This window comes from Citrobacter koseri ATCC BAA-895 (genome assembly GCF_000018045.1).
In the GTDB taxonomy this organism is placed as follows: domain Bacteria; phylum Pseudomonadota; class Gammaproteobacteria; order Enterobacterales; family Enterobacteriaceae; genus Citrobacter_B; species Citrobacter_B koseri.
The window spans coordinates 476,652-493,570 of record NC_009792.1 but is presented as its reverse complement, the minus strand read 5'-3'; the positions used below and the strand labels follow the sequence as shown (position 1 = coordinate 493,570).

The 16,919-nt window shown below is 53.9% G+C and carries 14 protein-coding genes; 2 read left to right on the top strand and 12 right to left on the bottom strand.

Annotated features, from left to right (window positions below):
- Positions 1–10: 10 nt before the first annotated feature.
- The 8 genes from nuoH to lrhA all read right to left on the bottom strand — a co-directional run bounded on the left by nuoH (position 11) and on the right by lrhA (position 10,218).
- Positions 11–988, bottom strand: a complete 978-nt coding sequence (nuoH, locus tag CKO_RS02260; RefSeq protein ID WP_012131496.1) for an NADH-quinone oxidoreductase subunit NuoH — start codon at positions 986–988, stop codon at positions 11–13.
- A complete protein-coding gene (nuoG, locus tag CKO_RS02255) occupies positions 985–3,711 on the bottom strand; it encodes an NADH-quinone oxidoreductase subunit NuoG (protein ID WP_024130158.1) in 2,727 nt (908 codons plus the stop codon). Before nuoG ends, nuoH begins: the two co-directional genes overlap by 4 nt.
- A gap of 81 nt (positions 3,712–3,792) precedes the next feature.
- Positions 3,793–5,130, bottom strand: a complete 1,338-nt coding sequence (gene nuoF / locus CKO_RS02250) for an NADH-quinone oxidoreductase subunit NuoF (RefSeq protein WP_012131494.1) — start codon at positions 5,128–5,130, stop codon at positions 3,793–3,795.
- On the bottom strand, positions 5,127–5,627 hold the full coding sequence (gene nuoE, locus CKO_RS02245) for an NADH-quinone oxidoreductase subunit NuoE (protein ID WP_012131493.1): 501 nt from the start codon (positions 5,625–5,627) through the stop codon (positions 5,127–5,129). The genes nuoF and nuoE overlap by 4 nt, the downstream gene beginning before the upstream one ends.
- Positions 5,628–5,629: 2 nt before the next feature.
- Complete coding sequence (nuoC, locus tag CKO_RS02240; RefSeq protein WP_012131492.1) at positions 5,630–7,432, bottom strand: NADH-quinone oxidoreductase subunit C/D; 1,803 nt, start codon at positions 7,430–7,432, stop codon at positions 5,630–5,632.
- Positions 7,433–7,517: 85 nt separating this feature from the next.
- Positions 7,518–8,192 (bottom strand): NADH-quinone oxidoreductase subunit NuoB, encoded by a 675-nt coding sequence (nuoB, locus tag CKO_RS02235; protein ID WP_012131491.1) that lies wholly within the window; start codon positions 8,190–8,192, stop codon positions 7,518–7,520.
- A 15-nt stretch (positions 8,193–8,207) separates the two neighbouring features.
- A complete protein-coding gene (nuoA, locus tag CKO_RS02230; protein ID WP_012131490.1) occupies positions 8,208–8,651 on the bottom strand; it encodes an NADH-quinone oxidoreductase subunit NuoA in 444 nt (147 codons plus the stop codon).
- Positions 8,652–9,279: 628 nt separating this feature from the next.
- Positions 9,280–10,218: a transcriptional regulator LrhA gene (gene lrhA / locus CKO_RS02225; RefSeq protein ID WP_012131489.1), complete on the bottom strand. Its 939-nt coding sequence runs from the start codon at positions 10,216–10,218 to the stop codon at positions 9,280–9,282.
- A gap of 935 nt (positions 10,219–11,153) precedes the next feature.
- Here lrhA and alaA point away from each other — a divergent pair.
- Both alaA and yfbR read left to right on the top strand, forming a co-directional pair.
- Entirely contained in the window at positions 11,154–12,371 is a 1,218-nt protein-coding gene (alaA, locus tag CKO_RS02220) for an alanine transaminase AlaA (protein ID WP_012131487.1), read from the top strand.
- 104 nt (positions 12,372–12,475) lie between these two features.
- Positions 12,476–13,075 (top strand): 5'-deoxynucleotidase, encoded by a 600-nt coding sequence (gene yfbR, locus CKO_RS02215; protein WP_012131486.1) that lies wholly within the window; start codon positions 12,476–12,478, stop codon positions 13,073–13,075.
- A 91-nt stretch (positions 13,076–13,166) separates the two neighbouring features.
- On the opposite strand, the gene CKO_RS02210 is transcribed toward yfbR, so the two are convergent.
- The 4 genes from CKO_RS02210 to yfbV all read right to left on the bottom strand — a co-directional run bounded on the left by CKO_RS02210 (position 13,167) and on the right by yfbV (position 16,780).
- Positions 13,167–14,999, bottom strand: a complete 1,833-nt coding sequence (locus tag CKO_RS02210; RefSeq protein ID WP_012131485.1) for an SLC13 family permease — start codon at positions 14,997–14,999, stop codon at positions 13,167–13,169.
- A 77-nt stretch (positions 15,000–15,076) separates the two neighbouring features.
- Positions 15,077–15,754, bottom strand: coding sequence for a sugar phosphatase (locus CKO_RS02205; protein WP_012131484.1), 678 nt, complete (start codon positions 15,752–15,754; stop codon positions 15,077–15,079).
- Positions 15,747–16,241, bottom strand: a complete 495-nt coding sequence (locus CKO_RS02200) for a YfbU family protein (RefSeq protein WP_012131483.1) — start codon at positions 16,239–16,241, stop codon at positions 15,747–15,749. Before CKO_RS02200 ends, CKO_RS02205 begins: the two co-directional genes overlap by 8 nt.
- A gap of 83 nt (positions 16,242–16,324) precedes the next feature.
- Positions 16,325–16,780, bottom strand: coding sequence for a terminus macrodomain insulation protein YfbV (gene yfbV / locus CKO_RS02195; protein WP_003028087.1), 456 nt, complete (start codon positions 16,778–16,780; stop codon positions 16,325–16,327).
- Positions 16,781–16,919: the final 139 nt, after the last annotated feature.

Below are 16,919 nucleotides of genomic sequence, written 5' to 3'. Positions count from 1 at the left end.
TTTGTGCCCCTTATTGCGCCTGCCAGAGAATGACAGCCGCCGTTACCAGCAAGTTGATGAGCGTCAACGGCAGGCAGACTTTCCAGCCGAAGGACATTACCTGGTCATAACGAGGACGCGGTAACGACGCACGAATCAAAATGAACATCATCATAAAGAACGCGGTTTTCAGCGCGAACCAGATGAATGGCGGTAAGAACGGGCCATGCCAGCCACCGAAGAACAGCGTCACCATCAGTGCGGAGATAGTAACGATACCGATGTATTCCCCCACGAAGAACAGACCGAATTTCATACCGGAGTATTCAATGTGATAACCATCGGCCAGTTCCTGTTCGGCTTCCGGCTGGTCAAACGGATGACGGTGACACACCGCCACGCCCGCGATGGCAAAGGTGACAAAACCAAAGAACTGCGGAATAACGTTCCAGATATCAGCCTGGTTGTTGACGATGTCGGTCATATTAAATGAACCGGCCTGCGCCACCACGCCCATCAGGGAAAGCCCGAGGAACACTTCGTAGCTGAGCGTCTGTGCTGATGCACGCATCGCCCCCAGCAGCGAGTATTTGTTGTTGCTCGACCAACCGGCGAACAGCACCGCATACACCGCCAGGCCCGCCATCATCAGGAAGAACAAAATCCCGATGTTCAGGTCAGCGACAACCCAGGTAGGGCTAACCGGAACGATAGCGAACGCCAGCAGCAGCGAGGTAAAAGCGATCATCGGCGCCAGGGTAAAGATGACGCGATCCGAGAATTTCGGGATCCAGTCCTCTTTAAAGAACATTTTGATCATGTCCGCGACCAGCTGGAGCGAACCGCCCCAGCCAACGCGGTTTGGCCCATAACGGTTCTGGAACAGACCCAGCAGACGACGTTCGCCAAAGCTCATGAATGCCCCGCAGGTGACCACCACCAGCAGGATCACCACCGCTTTGAGAATGCTCAGCAGGATCTCGATCAGATCCGGTGTAATCCAACTCATTGTTGCGCCTCCTGCAGATTCTCAAGACGACCGCCCGCCAGAACCGGCGCGATGCCAGGCATACCCATCGGCAATCCGACCTGCCCTGCCGTTAAGCCTTCAGCAATTTCAACCGGCAGCGTTACCGTATTGCCGTCGTAGCTGAAGGAAACGCGCGTTCCCGCATTCACGCCCAACTTCGCGGCATCAGCCGGGTTGAGTTTGATGTACGGTTGCGGCATACGGCTCTGGAAGACCGGAGAGCGCTGCGACATTTCGTCACTGCCAAACAGGTGATAGTACGGCGCGATACGCCACTGACCATCCTGCGCCTGGAAGCTGGCCGGAACGGTAGTGAAGTAATCAAGACCGTTTTCAGATGCTTCAATCAAACGCACGCCCGGATCGCCATGACGCAGTTTGCCGCCCACTTCATCCTGGAACTTGTTCCACGCCTGTGGGGAGTTCCAGCCTGGCGCCCAGGCAAACGGAATCTGCGAACGCGGCGCGCCCGGCTGGTTGTTCCCTTCCATTGAGAAGGCGAACATGGTGTCTTTATCCTGCGGCTGACGCGGCTCGTGAACGCTGATGTTAGCGCGCATCGCGGTACGACCGCTGTAACGGTGCGGCTCACGCGCCAGTTTCTGCCCGCGAATGCGGAAGGTCGCGTCCGGCGCGGCATCTTTAATGCCCGCCAGTTGCGGCATTGCGGCGATCGCGGCGTCAATAACGTGGTCCAGTTGCGTCCAGTCCACCTCGCGGTTCTGCACGGTGCTGTGCAGCGAGTGCAGCCAGCGCCAGCTTTCCAGCATCACGGTGTTGCTGTCGTAATAGGCCGGGTCATAAACCTGGAAGAAACGCTGCGCGCGGCCTTCGTTGTTGATGACCGTACCGTCGCTTTCCGCAAAACTTGCGGCGGAGAGCACCAGATGCGCATTCTCCATAATCGCCGTGCGCTGATGGTCAACCACCATCACCAGCGGCGCTTTTGCCAGCGCGGCATTTACGCGAACGGCGCTTGCATGACGGTGCAGATCGTTTTCCAGCACCACGACAGCGTCGGCACGACCGGTTTCCAGTTCGGTTAACGCGTCATCCAGCGAACCGCCGCCCATCATGCCCAGCCCCATGCTGTTGACCGAGCGGGCAATCATGGTGATGCCGACATCCGAACCACGGCCTTTCAGCGCTTTCGCCACGTTGGCGGCCGCCTGAATCACTTCCGCGCTACCGGCGTTGGTGCCGGAGATAATCAGTGGTTTCTTCGCACCCGCCAGCGCCTGAACGATGACGTCGATTTTGTTCTGCAAATCGCTGCTGATGCCGTTGACCGTCGGTGCGCTGTCGTCCAGCGCATGAGCGATGGCAAAGCCTAAACGCGCCTGATCTTCCACCGGCGCACGGTAAGTCCATGCCGCGATGTCGTCCAGACGGGTGTTGTCAACGTTGGTCACAAACAGCGGATGCTTAGCGCGCTGGCCGATGTTGAGGATGGCCGCAATCTGCCAGTCGGCCACTTTCTGGGCCGCCGCCATTTCACGCGCTTTGCCTTTCACCGCCTGACGAACCGCCAGCGCAACGCGCGCGCCGGTCTGGGTAATATCTTCGCCCAGCACCAGTACCGCATCGTAAGATTCGATGTCACGCAGCGCCGGAGTATGAATGCCGCCTTCGCGCAGCACTTTCAGCGCCAGTTGCAGACGTTCCTGCTCGCCCTGAGCGATACCGGTATAGAAGTTATCCGCGCCCACCAGTTCACGCAGCGCGAAGTTGCTCTCAACGCTGGCGCGCGGAGAACCGATGCCGATCACTTTCTTCGACTGACGCAGAATATCCGCCGCGCCCTGCATCGCCTGTTCGGCGTTGAGGGTGATCAGGTCATCGCCACGACGCTGAATCGGCTGACGAGGCCTGTCTTTCAGGTTCACATAACCATAACCGAAACGACCACGGTCGCAGAGGAAGTAGTGGTTAACGGTCCCGTTGTAACGGTTCTCGATACGACGCAGTTCGCCGTAGCGCTCGCCCGGGCTGGTGTTACAACCGATGGAGCACTGCTGGCAGATGCTTGGCGCAAACTGCATGTCCCACTTACGGTTATAACGCTCGGAGTGCGTTTTGTCGGTGAATACGCCGGTCGGGCAGATTTCCACCAGGTTGCCGGAGAATTCGCTTTCAAGCGTACCGTCTTCAGGACGACCGAAGTAGACGTTGTCATGCGCGCCATATACGCCCAGATCCGCGCCGTCTGCGTAGTCTTTGTAGTAACGCACACAGCGGTAGCAGGCGATGCAGCGGTTCATTTCGTGAGAGATGAACGGCCCCAAATCCTGGTTGCGGTGAGTACGCTTAGTGAAACGGTAACGACGGAAGTTGTGGCCCGTCATCACGGTCATATCCTGAAGGTGGCAGTTACCGCCCTCTTCACAGACCGGACAATCGTGCGGGTGGTTGGTCATTAACCATTCCACCACGCTTTCGCGGAACTGTTTCGCTTCTTCGTCATCAATAGAAATAAAGGTGCCGTCGGTGGCAGGCGTCATACAAGACATCACCAGGCGACCACGCGTATCTTCCGCGTTTTGATATTGCTTCACCGCACACTGGCGGCAAGCACCGACGCTACCCAGCGCCGGGTGCCAGCAAAAGTACGGAATATCAAGGCCGAGGGACAGACATGCCTGTAGCAGGTTGTCTGCGCCGTTGACCTCATATTCTTTGCCGTCTACATGAATCGTAGCCATAGTCAGCATGCTTCCAGTTGGCTTAGTCAGGGACTAAGCGTTAATCGAATGACTTATCGCGATGCAGGGGTAAGCCCGCAATTACCAGCGCTCTTTCAGCAGGTTCGGCTGTATACCACCAATCACATGGGTATTGCTGAACGGCTGCTTGATGCCAGCTTCGAATTCTTCGCGGAAATATTTAATGGCGCTCTGCAACGGTTCGACCGCGCCTGGCGCATGCGCACAGAAGGTTTTACCCGGCCCGAGGAAACGACACAGTTGCTCAAGTGTCTCGATATCCCCAGGCTGGCCTTCGCCACGTTCCAGCGCACGCAGAATTTTTACACTCCACGGCAGGCCGTCGCGGCACGGCGTACACCAGCCGCACGATTCGCGCGCAAAAAACTCTTCCAGGTTACGCACCAGCGACACCATGCCAATTTCGTGGTCAACGGCCATCGCCAGCGCCGTACCCAGACGGCTGCCCGCTTTACCGATGCTTTCAAATTCCATCGGCAGGTCGAGGTGCGCTTCGGTCAGGAAGTCGGTTCCCGCGCCGCCTGGCTGCCAGGCTTTGAATTTCAGGCCATCGCGCATGCCACCGGCGTAATCTTCGAGGATCTCACGCGCGGTAGTGCCGAACGGCAGTTCCCACAGTCCCGGATTTTTCACGCGACCGGAGAAGCCCATCAGCTTGGTGCCCGCATCTTTGCTCTTCGAAATGTTCTGATACCACTCCACGCCGTTCGCGAGGATCGCCGGGACGTTACACAGCGTTTCCACGTTGTTGACGCAGGTCGGCTTGCCCCATACGCCGGAGCTTGCCGGGAACGGCGGCTTAGAGCGCGGGTTGGCGCGACGACCTTCGAGGGAGTTAATCAGCGCGGTTTCTTCACCGCAGATGTAACGCCCTGCCCCGGTGTGGACAAACAGTTCGAAGTCGAAACCGGTGCCCATGATGTTTTTGCCGAGCAGACCGGCTTCGGTCGCTTCCGCGATTGCGCGGCGCAGATGCACAGCCGCTTCGATGTATTCGCCACGCAGGAAGATGTAGCCACGGTACGCTTTCAGGGCAAAGGCGGAGATCAACATACCTTCCACCAGCAGGTGCGGCAGTTGCTCCATCAGCAGACGGTCTTTATAGGTGCCCGGCTCCATTTCATCGGCGTTACACAGCAGGTAACGGATGTTCATGGATTCATCTTTCGGCATCAGGCTCCACTTCAGACCGGTGGAGAAGCCCGCGCCGCCGCGCCCTTTCAGGCCAGCGTCTTTCACCTGATTGACGATCTCGTCAGGAGACAGCCCGGTCAGCGCTTTACGCGCGCCTTCGTAGCCGTTTTTACTACGGTATTCGTCCAGCCATACCGGCTGCTTGTCATCGCGCAGACGCCAGGTCAGCGGATGCGTTTCGGGAGTACGGATAACGTTTTTCATTTATACCGCTCCAGTAGTTCGGGAATGGCTTCCGGGGTCAGATGGCTGTGAGTATCCTCATCAATCATCATGTTCGGCCCTTTGTCGCAGTTCCCCAGGCAACAGGTCGGCAGCAGCGTAAAGCGACCGTCAAAGGTCGTCTGCCCCGGCTTGATATTGAGTTTTTTCTCCAGCGCGGCCTGGATGCCCTGATAACCGGTGATATGGCACACCACGCTGTCACAGTAACGGATCACATGGCGACCGACCGGCTGGCGGAAGATCTGGCTGTAGAATGTGGCGACGCCTTCGACATCGCTCGCCGGAATACCCAGCACGTCGGCGATCGCGTAGATCGCGCCATCCGGCACCCAGCCACGCTGCTTCTGTACGATTTTCAGCGCTTCAATGGACGCCGCACGCGGGTCTTCGTAGTGGTGCTTCTCGTGCTCAATGGCTTCACGCTCTGCCGCACTCAGCTCAAAAGCCTCGGTTTGTGGTTGTTGATTCTCGTGCATAATTAGCGGTCCACATCTGACATAACAAAATCGATACTACCTAAATGAACGATCAGGTCAGACACCAGGCTGCCGCGTACCGCCACCGGAATCTGCTGCAAATGCGCATAGCTCGGGGTACGGATACGAGTACGGTAACTCATGGTGCTACCATCGCTGGTCAGGTAGTAACTGTTAATACCCTTGGTCGCCTCTACCATCTGGAAGGATTCATTCGCAGGCATGACCGGGCCCCACGACACTTGCAGAAAGTGGGTGATCAGGGTTTCGATATGTTGCAGCGTGCGCTCTTTCGGCGGCGGCGTCGTCAGCGGGTGATCCGCTTTGAACGGGCCTTCCGGCATGTTATTGAGGCACTGCTCAAGGATGCGCAAACTCTGACGCAGCTCTTCGACTTTCAGCATCACGCGGGTATAGCAGTCGGACACGCCGCCGCCAACCGGGATTTCAAAGTCAAAGTTTTCGTAGCCAGAGTACGGACGTGATTTACGCACGTCGAAATCAATACCGGTCGCACGCAGCGCGGCGCCTGTACAGCCCCAGTCCAGCGCTTCTTTCTTGCCGTAAGCGGCAACGCCCTGGGAACGCCCTTTCAGGATGGTGTTGCGCAGCGCCGCTTTCTCGTAGGAGTCCAGACGCTTCGGCATCCAGTCCAGGAAATCGCGCAGCAGGCGATCCCAGCCACGCGGCAGGTCGTGCGCGACGCCGCCGATACGGAACCAGGCCGGGTGCATACGGAAACCGGTGATCGCTTCCACCACATCGTAAATTTTCTGACGATCGGTAAAGGCGAAGAAGACCGGGGTCATCGCGCCGACGTCCTGAATAAACGTCGAGATGTACAGCAGGTGGCTGTTAATGCGGAACAGTTCGGAGAGCATAACGCGAATCACGTTTACGCGATCCGGTACGGTAATACCCGCCAGTTTTTCTACCGCCAGTACGTACGGCATTTCGTTGACGCAGCCGCCGAGGTATTCGATACGGTCGGTATACGGAATGTAGCTGTGCCAGGACTGGCGTTCGCCCATTTTCTCAGCGCCACGGTGGTGGTAGCCGATGTCAGGCACGCAGTCGACAATTTCTTCGCCGTCAAGCTGAAGAACGATACGGAATGCGCCGTGTGAGGACGGGTGGTTCGGACCGAGGTTGAGGAACATAAAGTCCTCGTTTTCGGTGCCGCGTTGCATACCCCAGTCTTCCGGTTTGAAGGTCAGCGCTTCCATCTCCAGATCCTGCTTGGCTTTGGTCAGCTCAAACGGATCGAATTCGGTGGCGCGCGCCGGGTAGTCTTTACGCAGCGGATGCCCTTCCCAGGTCGGCGGCATCAGCAGACGCGTCAGGTGCGGGTGGCCGTCGAACGTGATGCCAAACATCTCCCAGGTTTCACGCTCGTACCAGTTGGCGTTCGGGAAGAGTTTGGTAAACGTCGGCACATGCAGGTCGTTTTCAGACAATGCCACCTTGAGCATGATGTCGCGATTGCGGTCTATTGAGATCAGATGGTAGAAAACGGAAAAATCCGCAGCGGGTAACCCGTCGCGGTGCGTGCGCAGACGCTCGTCCATGCCGTGTAAGTCAAACAGCATGACGTAAGGTTTCGGCAGTTTCTTTAAGAAATCGCCAACTTCCAGTAATTGTTCACGCTTGACCCAAACAACGGGTACCCCGGTGCGGGTCGCCTGAACGGTAAAGGCATCCGGCCCAAAACGGTTGCGCAGTTCGCCAATGACCGGGTCATCCAGATGATCCCGGGTTTGCCATACAGCGTCTTGCGCGGTTAAGTCGGTCATATTGTTCACCATTGCAAATGGTCCGTGGTAGTCGGCAGTGCTTCGCGTTATTTATGTAGTGATAAGCGAAGTGAAGTCTGCTGCCGACAGGCGCAAATTAAATCTCGTCTGGTGTACGTAGATTCGTTACTGCAATGCGTTCGCCGCGTTTACGTTCGCGCTCTGACTGCATATTGGCGCGATAAACGCCCTGATCGCCAACCACCCAGGAGAGCGGACGACGTTCTTTGCCAATTGATTCCTGCAACAACATCAGCGCCTGCATGTACGCTTCGGGGCGCGGCGGGCAGCCCGGGATATACACATCTACCGGGATAAATTTATCAACGCCCTGCACAACCGAATAAATATCGTACATACCGCCAGAGTTAGCGCATGCCCCCATGGAAATCACCCACTTCGGCTCCAGCATCTGGTCATACAAACGCTGAATAACAGGCGCCATCTTGGTAAAGCATGTTCCCGCTACCACCATCAGGTCGGCCTGACGCGGCGAAGCACGCAGTACTTCCGCGCCGAAGCGCGCCACGTCATGCACGGCGGTAAAAGAGGTCACCATCTCGACATAGCAGCAGGAAAGGCCGAAGTTATACGGCCAAATTGAATTCTTACGACCCCAGTTAACCATGTCATGCAGCGCGTGTTCGAGCTTGCCCATGTACACGCTTTTGTTGATTTCTTGCTCCAGGGGGTCGGTTACGATCTCCTGTTTTTGCAGGGGGTAACGGTCATTCTCACCGTTGGGATCTATGCGGGTGAGCGTATAATCCATCTTAATGCCTCGCGGTTAGCGTTGACGATTAGCGATACTGTTCGTTTCCGGGTTCATACGCTCGCGGCGTGAACGCGCGGGCGTCCAGTCCAGCGCGCCAATACGCACCAGATAAACCAGACCAGCCAGTAACACAAAAATAAAAATTGCAGCTTCCACAAAGCCTACCCAACCGCTTTCACGGATAGAGGTCGACCATGCGAACAGATACAGCGCTTCAACGTCGAAGATAACGAAGAACATGGCTACCAGGTAAAACTTGGCAGACAGGCGTAAGCGGGCGGAGCCGACCGAGTCGATACCTGATTCAAACGGGGTGTTTTTCGACCTCGCGCGTGCGCGACCGCCTAAAAACCAACCGCCGACGAGCATCAGGCAGCACAGGCCAATGGCAATAATAAGAAAGATAGCGAATGCCCAGTGATGAGCGATGATTTCAGTGGATGTTGACATACTCATTGCTTACTCATCAAAAGTAGCGCCAAATTCTCTGCTCTTTTCGGCAGATGAACGCCACATCGATTCATGGGGAGGAATAAAAAAAACCTTACAATCACTGTAGAAAATGATTAAACAGCTAATTGATGTGGTTTTTTACTCCTTTCTATAACCTTTTGTCAACTTTAACAAAAGTTCCCTCACATTAATTTACATCGACCCAACACCATTAACATTTAATGCCATTTTGACTGATTTCGATCGCATCACCAGCCCGAATTTAATGTTGTTGAATCGTGTCCGTTGTGAAGTAAATGAGATAATACACTCCTATTTTGACAGGATTTTACGCAGATGCCTCCCCCTAAATGGGAGTATTTTCTTGATCTGTGACACGCTTTTGTTAATCCGCCATAAAAAACAGCAACAATTTCTCTAGTTTTTTAACATGGAAACAAAACCAGACCGTCAGTGCCTATTTTTCATCCAAATTAACAGGTTAATGACTACTTACTGATTTTTTAGGCTTTTTCCCGCATTTACGTTCGAAACGCCGGTAAATTGTATAAAAAAAGAACCGCTGGATGTTTTTTCAGCATCAGCGGCCCTTTTTTACACTTACATTTTATAACGTTTTTTTTGTGACTGACTACTCAAAGTCACCTTCAACCATCAGCGAATCGTCTCCTCCTTCGGGAGTAAACTGACTGTATTGCCAGGGGTTTTGGTAACTGTCCATCGCCTGATAGATAACCTGCGCCAGTTCGTTCTGGCCTGATGGATCGCGACACAGTAAGTATTCCGTATCTGGCAACGGCGGTAATCCATCCGCAGCGCCGAGTACGCGTAAATCCGGGCTCATCATCTCAACCGGTCGCGCGGTGATCCCCAGTCCGGCTTTTACGGCCGCGCGTACTGCCGCTAACGTTGAGGCCACATAGGCAAGGCGCCAGGGAATATTCGCCGCATTCAACGTCGCTAATACGATATCGCGGAACGGGCTGGGATCGTCTAACAACACCAGCGGGATCGGTTCCCCCTTCTGTAGCACATATTCCGCCGCGCAGTACCAGTGTGTCGGCGATGTGCGCAGGTTCAGGAACTCGAAAGATCCCGGACGGTGCGTAGTGACAATCAAATCCACTTCCTGCGATTTCAGCATATCCACCATAAAGGCGTTACGTTTCACCCTCACATCCAGAGCAAGCTTCGGGTAAACCGAACTGATCCGATTGAGCAAGAAAGGCAATATCGTATCGGCGGATTCATCAGAAGCGCCAATTGTTAATACGCCCTGAAGATTGCTAAACATCAATGATGAGCACGCCTCATCATTAAAGCGCAGGATTTTTCTGGCGTAACCCAGAAGCTGAATACCGTGTTCAGTCAACAGCTTGTTACGACCATGACGGGCGAACAACTCCTTGCCCACAAGCTGCTCAAGACGCTGCATTTGCTGGCTCACCGCAGACTGAGTACGACACACCGCCGCCGCCGCAGCGGCGAACGTGTTCAGATCGGCAACAGCAACAAACGTTCTCAGCAGATCGAGGTCGAGGTTAATTATCGGACGATTTGCATTTATCATAATTTTTCACTTACTGGCGGGTCATACCATGCTGACCTGGTTAATGCTGTGTGTTCATAAACAAACAATTCCATTTGTAATGTGCTTCCCTCGCCGTTTCACTTGCGTAACCAAGTGAAAGTAAAAATGTATTTGGTGCTGCTAACAACCTCTTCTCCTTTCTTTTCGAATAATCCCAGAGGTCATTACCAGGGATATATCGAGGAGAAGACGCATACCTTTTTAGGTAACAACGGAATTCTGCTAAGGATAAACGTGTAATTTTGTAAATGTAAAAGAAGTTAACGGACATTTACCGACACAAAAAAAGCCTACTGAGCAACAAGTTAGTTATAGATGCTCGTCATAAAAATTAGCAGACAACGCAGACTGCGCACCATTTCCTGGGGCTTATCTTAACCCAAAACCACTATATTTATAAGCCTTAATACGAATAATCTGAAGCGTGATTATGTTATCTTAACTAAGAAAATTATGTATTATTAATCTCACCAGCAGGTGCTTTTTAAATATTAAATAATAATTAATTAAGATCGCCACTACTCATTAATTCTACTTAACAATAGATTTACACCCTAACGTTTACAGATCATGGCGATAACAGTAGTTTCGTAAAAGCATTCAGTATTTTCCTGATAATTGAGTTATGCTGACGCCGCTAACACTTTCCTCCCTGAGTTTAGACTATTTTTTAACAAAACATACAACCACACAAAAGCCCGATACTAAAAATAAAAAACCAATAAAATAAATAAAAGCAGTAATAAAAACTGTAATAATGGCATTAAAGCAGGACTTAACAGCACAATCCCACACTAAGCCTGAGCAAAATCTTCTACTGCTGACCCTTCAAAACTCACCGCTGTGGGAGTACATTGTTCCGTGCTGACTTCCACGGCAGGGAGTGGCGATAACAGCTAAAAAGGTCAAGATTCATGTCCCCCATTGAAAAATCCAGCAAACTAGAAAATGTCTGTTATGACATCCGCGGCCCTGTTCTGAAAGAAGCGAAACGCCTGGAAGAAGAAGGCAATAAAGTTCTGAAACTGAACATCGGCAACCCCGCCCCTTTTGGGTTTGAAGCGCCTGATGAGATCCTGGTCGATGTCATCCGCAATTTGCCAACGGCGCAGGGGTATTGCGATTCAAAGGGTCTGTATTCCGCACGCAAAGCGATCATGCAGCATTACCAGGCGCGCGGTATGCGCGACGTCACCGTAGAAGATATCTATATTGGTAACGGCGTATCCGAATTGATCGTGCAGGCAATGCAGGCGTTGCTGAACAGCGGGGACGAAATGCTGGTTCCCGCGCCGGATTACCCGCTGTGGACAGCGGCAGTCTCGCTCTCCAGCGGCAAAGCGGTACACTATCTTTGCGATGAATCTTCTGACTGGTTCCCGGATCTCGACGACATCCGCGCCAAAATCACGCCGCGTACCCGTGGCATTGTGATAATCAACCCGAATAACCCAACCGGCGCGGTTTACTCCAAAGAGCTGCTGATGGAGATCGTTGAGATTGCCCGTCAACATAATCTGATCATTTTCGCCGATGAGATTTACGACAAGATCCTCTACGACGACGCTGAGCATCATTCTATCGCCGCGCTGGCGCCGGATCTGCTGACCATTACGTTCAACGGGCTGTCCAAAACCTATCGCGTCGCCGGATTCCGCCAGGGCTGGATGGTGCTGAATGGGCCGAAAAAACACGCCAAAGGCTACATTGAAGGGCTGGAGATGCTGGCGTCAATGCGTCTGTGCGCCAACGTTCCGGCGCAGCACGCGATCCAGACGGCGCTGGGCGGCTACCAGAGTATTAGCGAATTCATCATGCCGGGCGGGCGTTTGTATGAACAACGTAACCGTGCGTGGGAGCTGATTAACGATATTCCGGGCGTTTCCTGCGTGAAACCGCGCGGCGCACTGTATATGTTCCCGAAAATAGATGCGAAGCGCTTTAACATCCACGATGACCAGAAGATGGTGCTCGACTTCCTGTTGCAGGAAAAAGTGCTGCTGGTGCAGGGAACCGCGTTCAACTGGCCCTGGCCGGATCACTTCCGCATTGTAACGCTGCCTCGTATTGACGACATCGAAATGTCGCTGAGTAAATTCGGGCGCTTCCTGTCAGGGTATCATCAGCTGTAACCGTAAACTGGCCGTCGGATGCAACGTGAGAAAGACGAGTATTTGCATCCGATGGCCTTCTCTGCGCACAATGACCCTCAGGTTGTCATCATGAAAAGGTCACTATGAAGCAGAGCCATTTTTTTGCCCACCTCTCCCGCCTGAAACTGATTAACCGCTGGCCATTGATGCGCAACGTGCGCACCGAAAACGTCTCCGAACACAGTTTGCAGGTGGCGATGGTCGCCCACGCGCTTGCCGCTATCAAAAATCGCAAATTCGGCGGCCAGGTCAATGCCGAGCGTATTGCGCTACTGGCGATGTACCACGATGCCTCTGAAGTGTTGACCGGCGATCTCCCGACCCCGGTGAAATACTTCAATTCGCAAATCGCGCAGGAATACAAAGCGATTGAGAAAATTGCTCAGCAAAAACTGGTGGATATGGTTCCTGACGAACTGCGCGATATTTTTGCACCGCTGATCGACGAACATGCTTACAGCGAAGAAGAGAAATCGGTTGTGAAGCAAGCCGACGCGCTTTGCGCCTATCTGAAGTGTCTGGAAGAGTTATCGGCGGGCAATAATGAATTCCTGCTGGCAAAAACGCGACTGGAAAAAACCCTGGCGTCGCGCCGCAGCGAAGAGATGGACTATTTTATGGCGGTGTTTGTGCCCAGTTTTCACCTCTCGCTGGATGAAATCAGCCAGGATTCGCCGCTATAAATCGTTTTGCCGGATGGCGACGTAAACGTCTTATCCGACCTACTGCTACATTTGTAGGCCGGATAAGCGAATAGCGCCATCCGGCAAAAAATCAAAACGGAAACAGCACCGGGATCATCACCACGCATACCGCCATAACGATTATCGTAAACGGCACCCCGATCTTAACAAAGTCGCTAAAACTGTAATTCCCCGGCCCCAGAACCAGCGTGTTTACCGGCGAGGAGACCGGCGTCATGAACGCCGCCGACGCCGCCATTGCCACCACCATCGCGAAAGGATACGGTGACACCCCCATCGATTTCGCTGCCGCAAGGGCTATCGGCGCCATCAGCACGGCGGTCGCGGTATTGGAAATAAACAGCCCGATGGTGGCGCACAGCACAAACAGACATGCCAGCATCATATAGGGGCCATAACCGCCGCCGACATCCATCAATCCTTTAACGACCAGATCAACGCCGCCGGTCTTTTGCAACGCCAGCGCAAAAGGCATCATCCCGACAATCAGGATAATGCTCGGCCAGTGAATCGCTTTGTAGGAGCTTTCTGCATCAATACAGCGGAATTTCCCCATCAGCAGGCAAGCAATGATTGCCGCGATCGGGTTAGGGATCTCATCGGTCAGCATCAGCGCAACCATCAGCACCAGACAGAAGATCGCATGCGGCGCCTGGCTGTGCGCCGGGGAGGCATCGCTCACTTCCACAGGCATATTCAGCACCACGAAGTCACGGCCCTGCTTCGCCAGTTGACCAATCAGCTTCCAGTTTCCCACCACCAGAATAATGTCGCCCATTAACAGCGCTTCATCAGCAAGCGACCCTTCGATTGCCACGCCGTCACGCTTCAGACCGACGACATTCAGGCCATAGCGCGTACGAAAACCGATCTCGCGCACCGATTTGCCAATCAGTTCCGATTCGGGAATCAGGGAGATTTCCGCCATCCCCACGTCCAGCGCCTGATCGGAAAAATACTCGCCGCGTAAAACCATCGGCTCCAGCAGTTGCTCGCTGCAAAATTCCCGGAGATCCACCTCGGCGGCAGACATATCGATCAGTAACACATCGCGGGCGCGAAATTCCGACACCCCATTGACGTTAACAATAACGCGCCGAAAGCGCCGCCAGCGTTCAACGCCGATCACGTTCGCGCCATAGCGCTCACGCAGCTTGAGGTCATCCAGACGCTGGCCGACCATCGGCGAACCCGGGCGAATGGCAAGCCGACGGGCGCGACCGGTCAGACGGTACTCTTTGATTAAATCGCGAAAGGCGCGACGCTTCCAGCCATCACGCTGCTGCGACGCATCATCCCCTTTCAACATAAAGCGCATCACCAGCATGTAGATAATGCCGAGGAACAGCACCACCAGCCCAATCGGCGTGACGCTAAAGAAGCTAAAACCGTGCAGCCCTTCGCGCAGCAGTTCACTGTTCACCACCAGGTTGGGCGGCGTCGCCACCAGCGTCATCATGCCGCTGATAAGACCGGCAAAACTGAGCGGCATCATCAGGCGTGAAGGCGAGGTCTGCATACGCATAGAAACGCTTAACACCACCGGGATGAAAATCGCGACCACGCCGGTTGAACTCATAAACGCGCCAAGCCCGGCAACGGTGATCATCAGCAGCACCAGCATTTTGACTTCGCTGCTACCGGCCATTTTCACCAGCCAGGCGCCCATGACCGTCGCGACGCCGGTACGCACCAGTCCGTCGCCGATAATGAACAAGGCGGCAATCAGAACAACGTTAGGATCGCTGAAGCCGGAAAAGGCCTCTGAGATGCTCAATGTTCCACTCAGAACAAAGGCGACAATGACCAGCAAAGCAATCGCGTCCATGCGCACTTTGCCCGTCGCAAACAAGATAACGGCAATCGCCAGTAAGGAGAGAACCCATATCAATTCACCGTTCACAACATATCCTTGTTAAATGAGAGGGATGGACTGATTCTGCCATAAAAAAGCCCCAACAATGCGGGGCTAAATCATGTTCAGGTATTTCTAAGAACGACCACGTTTCCGTTGGGCTGTTTGGTCACGGAAATGTGCTCAAGGCTGCTCAGGGCAAAATCGACGTCCGCAATGCGGGGCGTGTCCTCAGGCGCATTGACCGCAATGACATGACACCCGGCGGCCAGCCCGGAGAGAATCCCGGCAGGCGCGTCTTCCACCACCGCGCATTCCTGCGGCGAGAGGCCAAGCAGTTGGGCGCCCAGCAGATAGGCATCCGGTTCCGGTTTGCCGCGCTTCACGCGTTCAGCGGTAACAAACACCTCTGGCGCAGGAAGGCCGGCCGCCTGATGGCGCGCCCGCGCAACCGGCATCGAGCCTGAAGTAACGATAGCCCAGGGGATACCGGCTTTATTGAGATGGTTCAGCAATTCGACCGCGCCCGGCAACGCCACAATCCCTGCCGTATCCGTCGCTTCTATCTGTTCCAGACGGGTAAACTCTGCGGCGATCTCCTCTTCCGGCTTTCCCGCCATGAAGTGTCGCAGAGAAGTGATAGCCTGCTTGCCATGAATAAAGCTCAGCACTTCATCATGCGTGAGGCCAAAACGATCGGCCCAGTTGCACCATGTCCGCTCTACAACGGGTAAGGAGTCAACCAACGTTCCATCCAGATCAAACAGAAAGCCTTTGCACTGCACGCTCACCCCCTCAGGCATTGATAATCTGATTAATTTCGTTCGAGCTCAGGTGATACTGGCGCGGGCAGGAGTGCCAGACATTCAGCATACGCTGGTATTTTTCCCACATCGGCGTCTGGGCATTAAAGCCATGAGTACCGGCATCAAAGTGGGTATAGCGCCCTTCCACGTTCACCATAAAGCGAACGTAGCCCAGATAACGCGCTTCGGTTGCGGCATCAAACCCGAGGAACGTCACGCGACGCTCGTCAATGGTCTGCGCGTCTTTCAGGTTAGTCCAGGACACATGTAAGGCGTGATACATCTCCATGATATCGATAATCGTGCGGCAGGTTTCTTCCTTCAGTTCGCCAAACTCACGATCCAGCTCACGCATCTGCAAGCCGTAGCCGCGTTCAATGATCGTTTGCAGACGGCGATAACGCTCGGCGTTGGTCGGGTCGAGCATGGTCATCATTTTATACTGGTTAGACAAAATCAGACGTTGAGCGTTGGTCATTTCCATTTTGGGACTCCTGTATCACTCTACTGCGGTCAAAAAAAGAAGGCATTGGTATGCCTTCTTTTATATGCGTAATCAGGGGTCAATTACAAATCATCAAGGAAAGTTTTATCCAGTTGTTTGAAGGCGCGCTTAAGCGTGTCAGCTAATGCCTGGTAATCCGGCTTGCCTTCTACCGGCGACAACGCCTGCCCGGCTTCCTGCAATTTTCCCCGAACCTCATAGAACCAGTTCAGGATGGAAGGCGGGAGTGGCGTAACGGAGCGTTTTCCCAGCCACCACATGCCTTGCATCGGTAAACTGAGCGCAAACAGGGCTGTGGCAACCGCCGGGCCTAACTGACCGCCCAGCGCGATTTGCCAGCACAGCGTAAACACCGCGATCGGCGGCATAAAGCGAATGGCGTAACGCGTCATACGAATCACGCGGTTCTCAACAAAGACCGGCGCAAGGCGCTTTTCCATCGGCCACGTCTTTGCGTAGTGCTGCCCCCGGCGAAACAAACTAAAAAAATTCACGGAGCGATTATCCGGTGTCGACATGGCTTTACCTCAACTTCACATATAAAAATTCAAAAATTTGTGCAAAACAACAACTGCAAGGGACATCGTTCAAAACATTTTGTCATTGATACCCACTATCAGGTATCCTGTGTCGGCCTCTAAGGCCAGTAGTCCAAAA